Here is a 13,646-nt window from a genome sequence, read left to right as displayed (position 1 = left end):
CGTTATACGCGCACCGCGGCCACCGAGATCTACCGGCAGTTCTGGCGCCACTGGTGATGTATGTGTTCCCGCACCTGGCCGGCAATGATCCGGTGCCGCTCCCCAGCTACACGACGGTGGTCCCCTTGTATTAGCGTGTGCAGTACGTGCTACCTGGCGAGCGGGTCGAGGACTACTGATGGCCTCGCGGCGACGCGGAACGCACCCGCCCCATCCCCCCGCCGAGGAAGCCATGCCGCCCAAGGACGCCTGGACCCACCATGTCGCCACGTTGCACGCCCTGGGCATTCCCGAGCCTGGCACCACGCAGCCCCGGCGCCGGCCCGCCACCCTGGCCGACGAGCAGGCATTCCAGGGAGTTGCGCCATCGTTCGCCGACCTGCTGCCCTGGGTGGCATACCTGCCCGACACCAAGTGCATGCTGCTGGACAACGGCCAGCCCGTGGCCGCCTTCTTCGAGCTGACACCGATCGGCACCGAAGGTGCGCGAACCCGCCTGGTTGCTGCAGGTGCGTGACACCCAGGAGAACGTGCTGCAGGACTCGTTTGACGAGTTGGATGACAGCCCCTGGATCGTGCAGCTCTACGTGCAGGACAACCCCGTTGTGACCTTTAGTTGGAGCAGGGCGCGCTGATCCAGCAGGTCACGGTCACGCACCAGACGGAGGCGCCGCTCGTGAGGTATGCCCCAAGCGCTCTGGCGCAGACGAAGCCACGCAATATCCACTCCGACCATGCTCAGCCCTTGCCAATCAGCAATATCTGCTCGATAAGCCAGGCGAATGCCGGTAAGCGACTCTTCTGCGCCAGGCAGACAAGTTCAAGGTGGAAGGGGCCAAGCTCGAAGGGCAGGTCGAACAACTGGATGGGCAGCAAAGCGGCGAACTGGCGCGCCAGTTGGGTTGGCAGGACCACACCCAAGTCCGAGCCTGCGACGATGTGCGCCGCCTGCAGGTAGTTCGGCGTAGTGTAGACGATCTGCCGCGACAGCCCTCGTCCGGCCAGCCACTGGTCGACCATGCCACGCGTCTGGCCACCGTGCACCCAGACGTGGCGCAGGCGCAGGAATTTCTCCATGTCGAGGTCGCCAGCCAGCAGTGGGTGACCTTTGCGCACCGCTACCTGGAGCGTCTCGATGCGCCAGGGATGGCGCACGAAGCGCGCCGGGATCTCATCGAAGCGGCCTAGCACCAGGTCCAGCGCGCCCCGGTCCAGTTCCTCGATTGGCAGGCTCGGACTCAGGTGTGCCACATCGATGCGCAATCCCGGTGCCATGTCACCCAGACGCGCGAGCAGGCCGGGCATGCACAGCTGCTCGACATAGTCGGTCAGGGCAATGCGGAACTGCTGGCGGCTCTGCCCCGGATCGAACGCCTCGGCGCCACTCAGGGTCTGCTCGATCTGTTGCAGAGCAGCACGAATTGGCCCCTCCAGGGCCAGGGCGCGAGGCGTGGGCTGCATGCGCCGGCCGATGCGTACCAGCAGCGGATCATCCAGCAACTCGCGCAGCCGTGCCAGGGCGTTGCTCACCGCCGGCTGGCTCAGGGCCAGGCGCTCAGCGGCGCGCGAGACGTTCTGCTCTCGCAGCAGGGCGTCGAGCACCCGCAGCAGGTTGAGGTCAAAGCTCGATGAATTCATCTTATGAATACCAGGCATCACAACATGCCATTTCTCAAATAGTACTTAGATCTTTAGGGTGTTGGCGACCCTTCATCACCGATTTCAGGAGAGCTGGCATGAGCAATGCGTTCAACCTGCAGCAGGCCGCCGTCATCGGCGCCGGCACCATGGGCCGGGGCATCGTCATCAGCTTGGCTAACGCCGGGATTCCCGTGCTGTGGCTAGACAACAACCCGCAGATGCTCGAACAAGGCCTGCGCATGATCGAGGACACCTGGGCGCATGACATAACCAAGGGCCGCATCGGAGCGGACGAGGTCAACCGGCGCAGGGCCTATGTGAAACCGGTCAGCGACTATGCGGCGCTGGCCGCGGCGGATCTTGTGATCGAGGCGGTGTACGAAAACCTCGAGCTCAAGCAGCAGATCTTCCGAACCCTGGATGCCACTCTGAAACCCTCGGCGATCCTCGCCAGCAACACCTCGGCACTGGACATCGACGCCATCGCAGCCGTCACCGCGCGGCCCGAGCAAGTGCTGGGCCTGCACTTCTTCAGCCCAGCACACATCATGAAGCTGCTGGAGATCGTGCGCGGCGCCCATACCGCACCCGCCGTGCTGCAGGCAGCCCGGGCCCTGGGCGAACGTATCGGCAAGGTCTGCGTGGTCGCCGGCAACTGCGAAGGCTTCATCGGCAACCGCATGTTGCGCACCTATGTGAAGGAAGCGCGGCTAATGCTGCTCGAAGGTGCCCTGCCAGCCCAGGTTGACGGCGCGCTCCAGACCTTCGGCTTCGCCATGGGACCGTTCCGCATGTACGACGTGGTGGGCATCGATCTGGAGTGGCGCACTCGCGGACTGGCCGGCAAAGGCCAGGACGAACCCACGGTGCAGGTTGACAACCGTCTCTGCGAACTCGGCCGATTCGGCCAGAAGTCCGGGATGGGCTACTACCGCTACGCGTCGGGCAGCCGCGAGGCGCAGTCGGATGCTGAAGTCGATCGCCTGGTCGAGGTGGAGTCCACCCGTCTCGGCTTCGTTCGACGACCGGTGAGCAACGCGGAAATCCAGACGCGCTGCCTGCTGGCCCTGATCAACGAAGGTGCGAAGATCCTCGAAGGGAATATCGCCGCCAGCAGCCACGACATCGACCTCGTGTACCTGAATGGCTACGGCTTCCCCGCCGACAAGGCCGGTCCGATGGCCTGGGCCGACAGCGAAGGTGTGCCGGCAATCCTCGATCGCCTGCGCACCCTGGAAGCGCGGCACGGCGCCAGATGGCGACCGGCACCGCTAATCGAACGGCTGGCCGCCGCCGGCCAGTGCTTTGCTGCCGTACAGGAGGGCCAGGCATGAGCTACCAGGCCCCCCTGCGCGACATGCGCTTCGTGCTTCATGAGCTGTTCGACGCTAGTGCGCACTGTGCGCAGCTCGGCACTGGCCTCGACCGCGAGCTGATTGATGGCGTACTGGAAGAAGCGGCTGCCTTCACGGCCAACGAGATTGCCCCGCTCAACCGCAACAGCGATGAGGAAGGCTGCCGCCTGGAGAACGGCCAGGTGAGCACCCCGCGAGGCTTCCGCGCCGCCTACCGGCAGTACGTGGACAACGGCTGGGCGAGCATGACCGGCCCGGTGGAGTTCGGCGGCCAGGGCTTCCCTCAGTTGGTGGCTTTCGCCTTCCACGAAATGCTGATGAGCGCCTCGCTGTCCTTCCGTGTCTACTCGGGGCTCACCGAAGGCGCAGTGCTGGCGCTGCACAAACACGGAAGTGCAGAGCTGAAGGCAGGCTACCTGGCGAAGATGGTCAGCGGGCAATGGACGGGCACCATGTGCCTGACCGAGCCACAGGCCGGCACTGACCTGGCCCTGCTGCGCAGCCGCGCCGAGCCCCAGGCGGACGGCAGTTTCCAGATCACTGGCAGCAAGATCTTCATCAGCGGCGGCGAACAGGACTTTTCCGAGAACATCATTCACCTGGTGCTGGCACGGCTGCCGGACGCGCCGGTCGGAGTGAAGGGCATTTCGCTGTTCCTTGTGCCGAAGTTCCTCACCGATGCCGACGGCGCGCCGGGCCGGCGCAACGCGCTGTCCTGCGGTGCCATAGAGCACAAGATGGGCATCAAAGGCGCCTCGACCTGCGTGATGAACTTCGACGGTGCCACGGCTTATCTGGTCGGTGAAGCCAACCAGGGCCTGGCCTGCATGTTCACCATGATGAACGACGCGCGCTTCCAGGTCGGCCTGCAGGGACTCGGCATTGGCGAGGCGGCCTTCCAGGGCGCACTGCGCTACGCCAGGGAGCGCCTGCAGTCGCGCGGTCTGACTGGCCCGGTGGCCACGGATAAAGTCGCCGATCCGATCATCGTCCACCCGGACGTGCGGCGCATGTTGCTGATCCAGAAGACCTTGGTCGAGGGCGGCCGCATGCTGGCCGCCTACACCGCCCGCCAGCTCGACCTGGAGCATGGCGCCGAGAGCACCGAGGCACGAAAGGCGGCCAGCAAGCGCGCCGCTCTGCTGATCCCTATCGTCAAGGCCTTCCTCACCGACTTGGGCCAGGAAGTCGCCAGCCACGCCGTGCAGGTGTATGGCGGCCACGGTTACATCCGCGAATGGGGGATGGAACAACTGATGCGCGATAGCCGCATCACCCAGCTCTACGAGGGCACCAACGGCATCCAGGCGCTTGACCTGATTCGCCGCAAGCTGTTGGCCGATGGCGGCGCCGAATTGGCCGCACTACAGGAGGAGTTACGCTCAGTGTGCAACGAGGCCTTGGGCCAGCCGGCACTTTCCGGTTTGGCACGGGTTGTCCAAGCGCGCCTGGACGAATGGCACGGGCTGGCCGCCGAAGTCATCGCGCGTTGCCAGCACGACGCGCAGGAAATCGGCGCAGCCTCGGTGGATTTCCTCCACTACAGCGCCTACGTGCTGCTCGCTGGCTTCTGGGTGCAGGCCGCGCTCTGCGCGCAGCGGTCCCTGGATGCAGGCAGCGCCGAGGGCGATTTCTACCGCGCCAAACTCGCCAGCGCCGACTTCTTCGTCAAGCGCCTGCTGCCCCGCGCTAGCAGTCACCGCCTGGCGCTGCTTGGTGGAGCTGACTGCCTGATGGCGCTGCGGGCCGAGCACTTTGCCTTCTGACCCGCCCCCGGCCCGGCGTGTCCGGGCCGCTCACCAGCGCACAACAACACGAGGAAGCTTCATGCAGCCGTTCAGTTTCGCCACGACTGCGCAGATTCTCTGCGAATCCGGCGCCAGCACACGCCTGGCCGAACTGTGCCGCGAGCGCGGCGCTCGCCGGGTACTGATTGTCACCGACCTCGGCATCGCCCGTTTCGGCCTGCTCGACGATGTACTGCCAGGCTTCGCCAGCGCCGGACTGAGCGTGCAGGTATTCGACCAGGTGATCGCCGATCCTCCTGAAATCATCGTGCAGGCGGCAGTGGAACGCGCCCGCGAGCTGGAGGCCGAACTGGTCGTTGGCTTCGGCGGCGGCAGTTCGCTGGATGTGGCCAAGCTGGTGGCGCTGCTCGCCCATCCAGGCTGCGGCCAATCGCTCGGCGAGCTGTACGGCGTCGGCCAAGCCCGCGGTCCGCGCCTGCCGCTGATCCAGGTGCCGACCACCGCCGGCACAGGCTCGGAGGTGACGCCCATCGCCATTGTTTCCACTGGCGAGTCCACCAAGCTGGGTGTGGTGTCGCCCGTGCTGCTGCCGGACCTGGCCCTGCTCGACGCCGGACTGATCCTCGGCCTGCCGCCAACGGTCACCGCTGCAACCGGCATTGATGCCATGGTGCATGCCATCGAGGCCTACACCAGCCGCCTGAAGAAAAACCCGCTGTCCGACCTACTGGCCCGCGAGGCCCTCCGCCTGCTGGCCGGCAACCTGGACGAAGCGGTGCACAACGGCGGCGACGTGCGGGCCCGCCAGGCCATGCTGCTCGGCGCCTGCCTGGCCGGACAGGCCTTCGCCAACGCGCCAGTGGCGGCGGTGCATGCCCTGGCCTACCCGCTGGGCGGGCACTTCCACATACCCCATGGGCTGTCCAATTCCTTGGTACTGCCCGAGGTGGCGCGCTTCAATGCTCCGCTTGCAATGCCACTGTATGCCGATTTGGCCCCCCTACTGCTCGGGGCACGCCTGCGGCCCGGCGATGCGGCATCGCTCTGCGAGCAGTTCATTGCCGAGCTGGCCGCGCTCGGTCCACGTTGTGGCCTGCCCAGCCGGCTGCGCGATGCCGGCGTCCCGGAAGCGGCACTGCCGACCTTGGCGCGCGATGCCCTGCACCAGCAACGCCTGCTGGTCAACAACCCGCGCGAGGTGAGCGAGGCCGACGCCCTCGCCATCTACCAGGCCGCCTACTGAACCCCAACACCATCCGCCCAGCAGGGGTGGACGCCAGGAGCCACCATGCAACCCGCACAACACCAGCGTGCCGATTACGCCTGGTTCCAGACACTCGGCACCCGCTGGCACGACAACGATATCTACGGCCACGTCAACAACGTCGTCTATTACAGCTACTTCGACAGCGCGGTGAATACCTACCTGATCGAACAGGGTCGCCTAGACATCCATGAGGGCGAAACCATCGCCTTCGTCGTCAGCTCATCCTGCGACTACTTCAACTCCATCGCCTTCCCCGAGCACATCGAGGTGGGCCTGCGCGTGGCCCGGCTCGGCAACAGCTCGGTGCACTACGAGCTGGCCATCTTCAAGGCCGGTGAGCGCAACGCCTGCGCCGTCGGGCATTTCGTCCACGTATTCGTCGACCGGGTCGACCAGCGCCCGATTCCCATTCCAATGGCACAGCGCGCGGCTCTGGCCCGTCTGCTGCACAACTGACCCACAAGGAGTTCGACATGCAAGATGCCGTGATCGTTTCCACCGCACGCACGCCAATCGCCAAGGCCTTCCGCGGCGCGTTCAACGAGCTCAAGTCACCCTCGATGGGCGCCATCGCCATCCGCGCCGCCGTGCAACGCGCCGGAATCGAGACGGGCGAGATCGACGACGTGGTGATGGGCACCGCCATGCAGGGCGGAACCGCCTCCACCAACCTGGCGCGCCTGTCGCTGTTGGCCGCCGGCCTGCCGCTGACGGTCAGCGGCCAGACCATCGACCGCCAGTGCGCCTCCGGCCTGATGGCGATCTCCATCGCCGCCAAACAGATCATGGTCGACGGCATGCAGGTCACCGTCGGCGCCGGCCAAGAGCAGATCAGCCTGGTGCAGAATGCCCATGTGCAATGGGCAGCCAGCGACTACGACGCCAATGTGGTGCGTCAGGCCGAGCACGCTTACATGCCGATGCTGCAGACCGCCGAGCTAGTCGCCCGACGTTACGGCATCAGCCGCGAAGCGCAGGACGCCTATGCCCTGCAGTCACAGCAGCGTACCGCCGAAGCCCAGGCCGCGGGCCTGTTCGACGGTGAGATCGTACCGGTCAGCGCGCGCAAGAAACTGGTCGACAAGGACAGCGGCGCGGTGAGCTACGAGGAGGTGACCCTATCCCGCGACGAGGGCAACCGGCCGCAGACGGTGCTGGAAGACCTGACCCGGCTCAAGCCGGTGGTCGAGGGCGGCAGCATCACCGCCGGTAACGCCAGCCAACTCTCCGATGGCGCGAGTGCCTGCGTGCTGATGAACGGCTCCCTGGCCGCCGCTCGCGGCATCACACCACTGGGCCTGTATCGCGGCATCGCCGTCGCGGGGCTGGCGCCCGAGGAAATGGGCATAGGCCCGGTGTTCGCCATACCCAAGCTGCTCCGCCAGCATGGCCTGGGGGTGGATGACATTGGCCTCTGGGAACTCAACGAAGCCTTTGCCTGCCAGGTGCTCTACAGCGCCGAGCGGCTCGACATTGACCCTGCCCGGCTCAACGTCAACGGCGGCGCCATCGCCATCGGCCACCCCTACGGCATGAGCGGCGCGCGCATGGTCGGCCATGCCCTCCTGGAGGGCAAGCGTCGCGGCGTGAAATACGTGGTGGTGACCATGTGTGTGGGCGGCGGCATGGGTGCCGCCGGCCTGTTCGAAGTGCTCTGACGTATCGCTTGCCGAAGTTCTGCACAAGGCGAGCAGGCAAGCACCAAGTCCCGAAAGGGCGGCTCAGAGAGAGCCGCCTCTCCTTTATGTGAGCGGATTACCGATCCTGCCAGGGAAGTTTCCGCTGGCACGCGGGTTACATCCGAGAAGTCGCGTCCAGCCCAAAGTGCCCCTTGGCGATCTCTTCCTTGAACAGCTCGATTACCCGGCAACACACAGGTGACAGGAATCCGTTGGTACGGGTGACCATTCCCACGTTGCGATTCAAATCAAGCTCGCCGGGAGCCAGGTCCAGTGCGGCCAGCCCAGTTGCCAAAAACTCACGGCTAAATCGGGCGAGGGTCAGAATCCGACTGCCAGCGATCAGTTGGTAAGAGTTGGAGCTGCTGAAGTCCGCCTCGACGCGAACAGATGGCGCTGGCAACCCTCGCTGGCGGAACGCCTCCTCGAGCATCACCCGCACCGTGATATGCCCTGCGGGAAGCGCCCAGTCTTCGCCCTTGAGGTCCTCCAGATGCAGCCCCTTCCTCTGGCAGAGCGGATGGGCCGCGTCAGCTGCGACGACCAGCCGGTCCCGGTACAGCGGCTGGATGTCCAGTTCCGGTTCGGTTGCCCGAATAGGCACGAACACAATGTCCAGCTCACCGGCGCGCAAAGCGCTCAGCAGTTCCTGAGCCATCCTGCAGCAGAGCTTGAGCTTGGCCGACGGGCGCTCGCGTATCAGGCGCCTGCAGGCGGCATGCAACAGCTCATCGGGGAAGGTAAGCGAATAGCCTATACGCACGACGCCTTGCTCCCCCGTCCGCAGACAACGTACTTCCGCCATGGCGTCATCAAAGTCGCGATGCAGTTTCTGCGCACGTTTCAGAAAAAGCTCACCTGCATGCGTTGGCCGCATGCCCTGGGGAACCCGCTCGAAAAGCTGCAATCCCAATTGCTCTTCAACTCGTCTTACAGCTTTAGTCAGGGCGGGCTGGGATATCCCTAACATCTCCGCTGCCTTGCCAATGGAGCCGCTTTGGCGGACGCAGATGACATATTCGAGATCGCGGGTATCCAAGGGGGCATTCCTCCTGGTTATGACTTTTGCCAAAGTGGTTCATTGTATCTATGCCAGGCCCCGCATAGCATCCGAAAAAAGGCCCCCGGCCCGAACCTGCCCAATGGGATAACAACAATGACCCCATGCACCTCCCCTGCCCCGGCCGCTCCATTGCGCCGGCGGCAAGCCCCCGGCCTGCTGCTGGGCGCCACCTTCCTGCTCGCCTCTGCCCTGCTGCCCGCGCAGGCGGCCGCTGTCGCGCCCAGCACCGGCGTCATGCAAGGCTTTCCCCCTGCCCCGGAGCTCCGCGTGAACAAAGCCAACGCCTTCCTGCCGCCGTACCTGCGCTGGTCCATGACCCATGCCCGCGAGGTGTCGCCCACCCGCAACCTGGCCCGGGCTCGGACCCCGCTGCCCCTGCCCAGCGGCCAGCCGCTGGAGTTGGGCGCGCTGACCTTCAAGGCCGGTGACGAATCTCTCAGCCTCGACCGCTACCTGCGGCAAACCGTGACCGACGGGCTGATCGTCCTGCACCGCGGGCGGGTGGTCTACGAGCGTTACCTGGATGGCTTCGGCGACCGCCAGCCGCACATCTGGGCCTCCATGACCAAGTCGGTCACAGGCCTGCTAGCCGCGCAGTTCATCGCCGAGGGCAAGCTCGACCCGGAGGCCCGGCTGGCCAGCTACGTGCCGGAGCTGGAAGGCACGCCCTTCGGCGAGAGCAGCGTGCGCGCCAACCTCGACATGCGGGTGGCGGTGGCCTACCCGGAGAAGGTGCCGCCTGACCTGGGCCTCTTCGCCGCCACCGGCCTGATCCCCAGGCAGCCGGGCATGCCGGAGGACATCTACACCTTCCTCAAGCTGGCCCAGCCGGGTGGCGACGGCACCGAGAAGCCGCCGTTCTTCTACCAGAACGGCTCACCCGAAGCCCTGGCCTGGGCCCTGCGACGCATCTCCGGGAAGACCTGGGCGGAACTGGTGGAAGAACGCATCTGGTCGCGCTTCGCCGAGGAGGACGCCTACGTCCAGGTGGACCAGCTCGGTGCCGAGATGGCCAGCGGCGGGATGAGCGGCAACCTGCGGGACACCGCGCGCTTCGCTGAGCTGGTGCGTCGCGAACTGGCCCGCGAGGCTTCGGACGACAGCTTCAACCAGGCGGTACGCAGCCTCTTCGAGCCCGGCGACGCGGCGGTCTTCGCCCGCGGCAACCTGGCGCCGGGACGCCCAGGCTACGCCTACCGCAATTACTGGTTCCAGAAGAACGATGGTGACAACTCCATCGAGGCCAGCGGTCGCTTCGGCCAGAAGATCTACATCAACCCCGGACGCGAGCTGGTGATCGTCAAGCTGGCGTCCACCCCCGACGAGGCCCGGCGCGCCAGCAGCGCTGGCGGCGAGGACCGCGCCGGCACCCGCGCCATGGATTCGGCGGCCACCTTCAGCAACCTGGTCAGCGCACTGCTGGTCCAGCTACCGCACTAGCGACACCCAACCCAGCCAGGGAAACGGCTGCGCAGGCGACTGCGCGGCCCGGGCGGCGCTTTGCCCGCGAAACCGCCCAGGCCAGCCACCGACCCGACAACAACAACGAGAGGGTTTCATGAACAGCTCGACCTCGCCCCACCGCGCCCGCATCCGTCGCGGATTCCGCCCAACGGTCCTGGCCCTGGGCGTCGCCCTGGGCGCCGCCAGCCCGTTGTCCCAGGCCGCCACCTGGCAGCTGAACGACGACTGGAGCCTGACCAGCAACACCACCCTGTCCCTTGGCACCAGCTGGGCACTGCAGAACGCAGACAAAGACCTGTTGAACAAGGCGGACGCCGCCAGCATCGGCAAGGTGGGTACCGGCACCAACTACAACGGTGACGACGGCAAGCTCAATTTCGAAAGGGGCGACACCATCTCGACCCTGTTCAAAGGACTGACCGATTTTGATCTGAACAATGGTTCACAAGGCGCCTTCATCCGCTTCAAGTACTGGTACGACGACGCAATGGAGACAGGCAACGGCGACTTCCGAAAGTTCGACGACTCGGGCTGGCAGGACCTGGCCAAATTCAAGGGCTTCGAGGTCCTGGACGCCTATGTCTGGAAGGACTTCGAGCTGGCCGAGCGCCCCGTCAGCGTGAAGTTCGGCAAGCATGTGCTGAGCTGGGGCGAGGCACTGTTCCTGCAAAACGGTGTCAACGCGATCAACCCGCTGGACGTCTCCGCCTTCAACCGCCCCGGTACGGAACTGAAGGAAGGGCTACTGCCGGTGGAGATGATTTCCTTCAACTTCGACCTGACGGATGCCGTCAGCGTTGAAGGTTTCTGGCAGTACAACTTCCGTCCTTCGGTTCTCGAGGGTTGCGGCACGTTCTTCAGCACCAACGACTCGCTCCAGGAAGGCTGCAAGTTCAACAAGCTGATCGCCGGCGGCATCTCCACCACCGATGCCTCCAGCGTCGCAAACGTCCTCGACGTTCCGGCAGCGCTGCGGCCGGCTGCTGAACGCTATCTCCAACGCACGGCCACCGACTGGCCCAGCGATACCGGCCAGTACGGCCTGGCCACGCACTACCTGATCGAATCGCTCAATAACGCGGACCTCGGACTTTACTACCTCAACTATCACAGTCGTACGCCGTTTCTTTCCGGCGTGATCGCCCGTCAGGCACCTAACGCCGGCGGCAATCCGGGAGCCAACCTCAATACTGGCGATTACCTGACCGCCTACCCCGAGAACATCCGCCTGTACGGCGCCAGCATCAGTGGGGTAGCGGGCAGTACCGCCGTTTTCGGCGAACTGAGCTATCGCCCCAACATGCCGCTGGGCTACAACCCGGCGGATCTCATCAACCTGCTCGCTGGCCAGTCCAATACCTGGATCATGCCAATGACTCCCGCTGAACTGGCCGCCGCCCGGGGCAGCCGAGTGGATGGCTACACCCGCAAGGAGGTGTGGCAGTTCAGCCTCGGCGCCACCAACACCTGGTCCAACGTGCTCGGTGCCCAGCGCCTGGCATGGGCCGCGGAACTGGGCGCCAACTGGATCGGCGGCCTGGAACCGCAAGATGAACGCCTCGGTCGCGCAGGCGCTTTCGGTCGCACACCGACCTCCGATGGCACACCCTGCTCGACGCCTTCAGCGCGGAACACCGCTGGCCTGACCGATGAAGAGCTGGCCGCCGCGACCCACTGCAACACTCACGGCGTGATGACTCCATTCTCCTGGGGCTATCGCCTACGCATGGCCTTGAACTACGAGGATCTGCTGCCTGCCACGGTGGTGACCCCCTCCATCAACTGGCGTCACGACGTCGAGGGCTACGGCCCTAACTTCCAGGAAGGCCAGCAGGCCGTTGGCCTCGCCCTGACCTTCGACTACCGCAACGATTACTCGCTCGAACTGGCCTACAACAGTTTCTTCGGTTCGAACGAGTTTTCCCTCATCGATGACCGCGACTACGCCTCGGTCACCCTCAAAGCGAGCTTCTGACCATGACCTCTGCCCTGAAGACCCTTCCCCTCGCCCTCACCCTGCTGACCGCCTGCTCCCTGACGCTGGCTAAAAGCAACGACCCCTCCCGGTTCGATACCGAGCTCACCCCGGTGGGCGCCGAGCGCGCCGCCAATGCTGATGGCAGTATCCCGAGCTGGGAGGGTGGCATGCGATCCGGCGCTGCGGCGGTCAGCGCCAACGGCAACTACACCGACCCATTCGCCAGCGAGAAGCCACTGTACGTGATCACCAAGTCCAACCTCGCCCAGTACAAGGATCAGCTCAGCCCTGGCCAGCAGGCGATGTTTGCCCGCTACCCCGAGTACCAGATGTCCGTGTACCCGGGCCATCGCAGCGCCGCCCTGCCAAAGGCCTACCTGGACGAAAGCCGGGCCAACCTGACCAAGGTCACTTTGACGGACAACGGATATAGCTTGGCCGGCTACAACTTCGGGGTGCCATTTCCCCAGCCAACAGAAGCCCTGGAGGTGATATGGAATCACCTCACCCGTTATCGTGGCGGCTCGATCCGCCGCCAGTTCGCCTCAGCGACCGTGCAGGAAAAAGGTGACTACACCCTGGTGAACTCCGATGGCCTGACGGCCTTCCGCGAGCGAGTCAGCGACCTTGGCACGGAAGAGAACGTCCTGTTCTTCAACCGGGTCAGGACCACCGCTCCGTCGCGCTACGCAGGCGAGGTGACCCTGGTGCATGAGCCGATCAACCAAGTGTCGGGACCCCGTTCGGCCTGGCAGTACAATCCTGGACAGCGGCGTGTGCGACGGGCACCGACCGTCGCCTATGACAGCAGTGCACGCTACAGCTTCGGCCAGGTAGTGGCGGACAGTGTCGACGGCTATAACGGCGCGCCCGATCGCTACGACTGGAAACTGCAGGGCAAGCGGGAAATGCTGGTCGCGTACAACGCCTACCGCATGGCCAGCAAGCAGACCAAGTACAGCGACCTGCTCAAGCCCGGCTACCTAAACCCCGAACACGCCCGTTATGAGAAGCACCGCGTCTGGGTGGTGGAAGCCACCCTTAAACCAGGTAGCCGTCACGTCTATGGCAAGCGCCGCTTCTATATTGACGAGGACACCTGGCAGATCATGGCTGCGGACATCTACGACAACCGCGGCGAACTGTGGCGCAACTACGAATCCCACCTGGCCATGCTGCACGACATCCAGTTGCCGCTGACTGTCGCCGAGGCTACCTATGACCTGATTTCCGGGCGCTATGCGGTGAACTACCTGAGCAACGAAGTCACCAGCAAGGCGCAGTTCGGCGAGATGGTGTCCAAGGCCGAGTTCACTCCGGCGCAGCTCAAACGCCTCGGCAAGTAATGCCTCCCAATTCGCGCAGGCCATCCACCATGGATGCCTGCGCGAATGCCATTCAGCTTGCCGCAAAAAACGCATATCGAACTTTGTAGCCAGCACAAGACTTTA

General features: G+C 64.9%; 10 protein-coding genes and 2 pseudogenes. 10 read left to right on the top strand and 2 right to left on the bottom strand.

Annotated features, from left to right (window positions below):
* Positions 1 to 3: 3 nt before the first annotated feature.
* Together J7302_RS02100 and J7302_RS02095 are read left to right on the top strand one after the other, a co-directional pair.
* Positions 4 to 134: pseudogene (locus J7302_RS02100) on the top strand (TIGR03751 family conjugal transfer lipoprotein); the annotation flags it as partial.
* Between the two features lie 98 nt (positions 135 to 232).
* Positions 233 to 602 (top strand): annotated as a pseudogene (locus J7302_RS02095) (TraC family protein); the annotation flags it as partial.
* 136 nt (positions 603 to 738) lie between these two features.
* Here J7302_RS02095 and J7302_RS02090 read toward each other — a convergent pair.
* Entirely contained in the window at positions 739 to 1,638 is a 900-nt protein-coding gene (locus J7302_RS02090) for a LysR family transcriptional regulator (protein ID WP_215369640.1), read from the bottom strand.
* A 98-nt stretch (positions 1,639 to 1,736) separates the two neighbouring features.
* Here J7302_RS02090 and J7302_RS02085 point away from each other — a divergent pair, with 98 nt between their 5' ends.
* From J7302_RS02085 to J7302_RS02065, 5 genes are all read left to right on the top strand, one after another.
* A complete protein-coding gene (locus J7302_RS02085) occupies positions 1,737 to 2,975 on the top strand; it encodes a 3-hydroxyacyl-CoA dehydrogenase (RefSeq protein ID WP_215369638.1) in 1,239 nt (412 codons plus the stop codon).
* Positions 2,972 to 4,762, top strand: a complete 1,791-nt coding sequence (locus tag J7302_RS02080; RefSeq protein WP_215369635.1) for an acyl-CoA dehydrogenase C-terminal domain-containing protein — start codon at positions 2,972 to 2,974, stop codon at positions 4,760 to 4,762. The genes J7302_RS02085 and J7302_RS02080 overlap by 4 nt, the downstream gene beginning before the upstream one ends.
* A gap of 61 nt (positions 4,763 to 4,823) precedes the next feature.
* On the top strand, positions 4,824 to 5,987 hold the full coding sequence (locus tag J7302_RS02075) for an iron-containing alcohol dehydrogenase (protein WP_215369633.1): 1,164 nt from the start codon (positions 4,824 to 4,826) through the stop codon (positions 5,985 to 5,987).
* A gap of 45 nt (positions 5,988 to 6,032) precedes the next feature.
* A complete protein-coding gene (locus tag J7302_RS02070; RefSeq protein WP_215369631.1) occupies positions 6,033 to 6,467 on the top strand; it encodes an acyl-CoA thioesterase in 435 nt (144 codons plus the stop codon).
* A gap of 17 nt (positions 6,468 to 6,484) precedes the next feature.
* Complete coding sequence (locus J7302_RS02065) at positions 6,485 to 7,669, top strand: acetyl-CoA C-acyltransferase (protein WP_215369628.1); 1,185 nt, start codon at positions 6,485 to 6,487, stop codon at positions 7,667 to 7,669.
* 136 nt (positions 7,670 to 7,805) lie between these two features.
* Here J7302_RS02065 and J7302_RS02060 read toward each other — a convergent pair whose 3' ends face one another.
* Positions 7,806 to 8,729 carry a LysR family transcriptional regulator gene (locus tag J7302_RS02060; protein WP_215369626.1) on the bottom strand — a complete coding sequence of 308 codons (924 nt, stop codon included), beginning with the start codon at positions 8,727 to 8,729 and terminating at the stop codon, positions 7,806 to 7,808.
* A 117-nt stretch (positions 8,730 to 8,846) separates the two neighbouring features.
* Here J7302_RS02060 and J7302_RS02055 point away from each other — a divergent pair, with 117 nt between their 5' ends.
* The 3 genes from J7302_RS02055 to J7302_RS02045 all read left to right on the top strand — a co-directional run bounded on the left by J7302_RS02055 (position 8,847) and on the right by J7302_RS02045 (position 13,541).
* A complete protein-coding gene (locus tag J7302_RS02055) occupies positions 8,847 to 10,193 on the top strand; it encodes a serine hydrolase domain-containing protein (protein WP_215369623.1) in 1,347 nt (448 codons plus the stop codon).
* A gap of 118 nt (positions 10,194 to 10,311) precedes the next feature.
* Positions 10,312 to 12,192 carry a DUF1302 domain-containing protein gene (locus tag J7302_RS02050; RefSeq protein ID WP_215369620.1) on the top strand — a complete coding sequence of 627 codons (1,881 nt, stop codon included), beginning with the start codon at positions 10,312 to 10,314 and terminating at the stop codon, positions 12,190 to 12,192.
* Between the two features lie 2 nt (positions 12,193 to 12,194).
* Positions 12,195 to 13,541, top strand: a complete 1,347-nt coding sequence (locus J7302_RS02045; protein WP_215369617.1) for a DUF1329 domain-containing protein — start codon at positions 12,195 to 12,197, stop codon at positions 13,539 to 13,541.
* Positions 13,542 to 13,646: the final 105 nt, after the last annotated feature.

Origin of the sequence: Metapseudomonas boanensis, assembly GCF_018704125.1 — a bacterium.
In the GTDB taxonomy this organism is placed as follows: domain Bacteria; phylum Pseudomonadota; class Gammaproteobacteria; order Pseudomonadales; family Pseudomonadaceae; genus Metapseudomonas; species Metapseudomonas boanensis.
Note: the sequence above shows the minus strand (reverse complement) of the source record. Positions and strands in the feature narration are given on the sequence as shown.

Bases quoted from the DNA above. Each gene is read 5' to 3' on its own strand.
- J7302_RS02090 (WP_215369640.1), bottom strand. From the start codon at position 1,638: ATGAATTCATCGAGCTTTGACCTCAACCTGCTGCGGGTGCTCGACGCC.
- J7302_RS02085 (WP_215369638.1), top strand. From the start codon at position 1,737: ATGAGCAATGCGTTCAACCTGCAGCAGGCCGCCGTCATCGGCGCCGGC.
- J7302_RS02080 (WP_215369635.1), top strand. From the start codon at position 2,972: ATGAGCTACCAGGCCCCCCTGCGCGACATGCGCTTCGTGCTTCATGAG.
- J7302_RS02075 (WP_215369633.1), top strand. From the start codon at position 4,824: ATGCAGCCGTTCAGTTTCGCCACGACTGCGCAGATTCTCTGCGAATCC.
- J7302_RS02070 (WP_215369631.1), top strand. From the start codon at position 6,033: ATGCAACCCGCACAACACCAGCGTGCCGATTACGCCTGGTTCCAGACA.
- J7302_RS02065 (WP_215369628.1), top strand. From the start codon at position 6,485: ATGCAAGATGCCGTGATCGTTTCCACCGCACGCACGCCAATCGCCAAG.
- J7302_RS02055 (WP_215369623.1), top strand. From the start codon at position 8,847: ATGACCCCATGCACCTCCCCTGCCCCGGCCGCTCCATTGCGCCGGCGG.
- J7302_RS02050 (WP_215369620.1), top strand. From the start codon at position 10,312: ATGAACAGCTCGACCTCGCCCCACCGCGCCCGCATCCGTCGCGGATTC.
- J7302_RS02045 (WP_215369617.1), top strand. From the start codon at position 12,195: ATGACCTCTGCCCTGAAGACCCTTCCCCTCGCCCTCACCCTGCTGACC.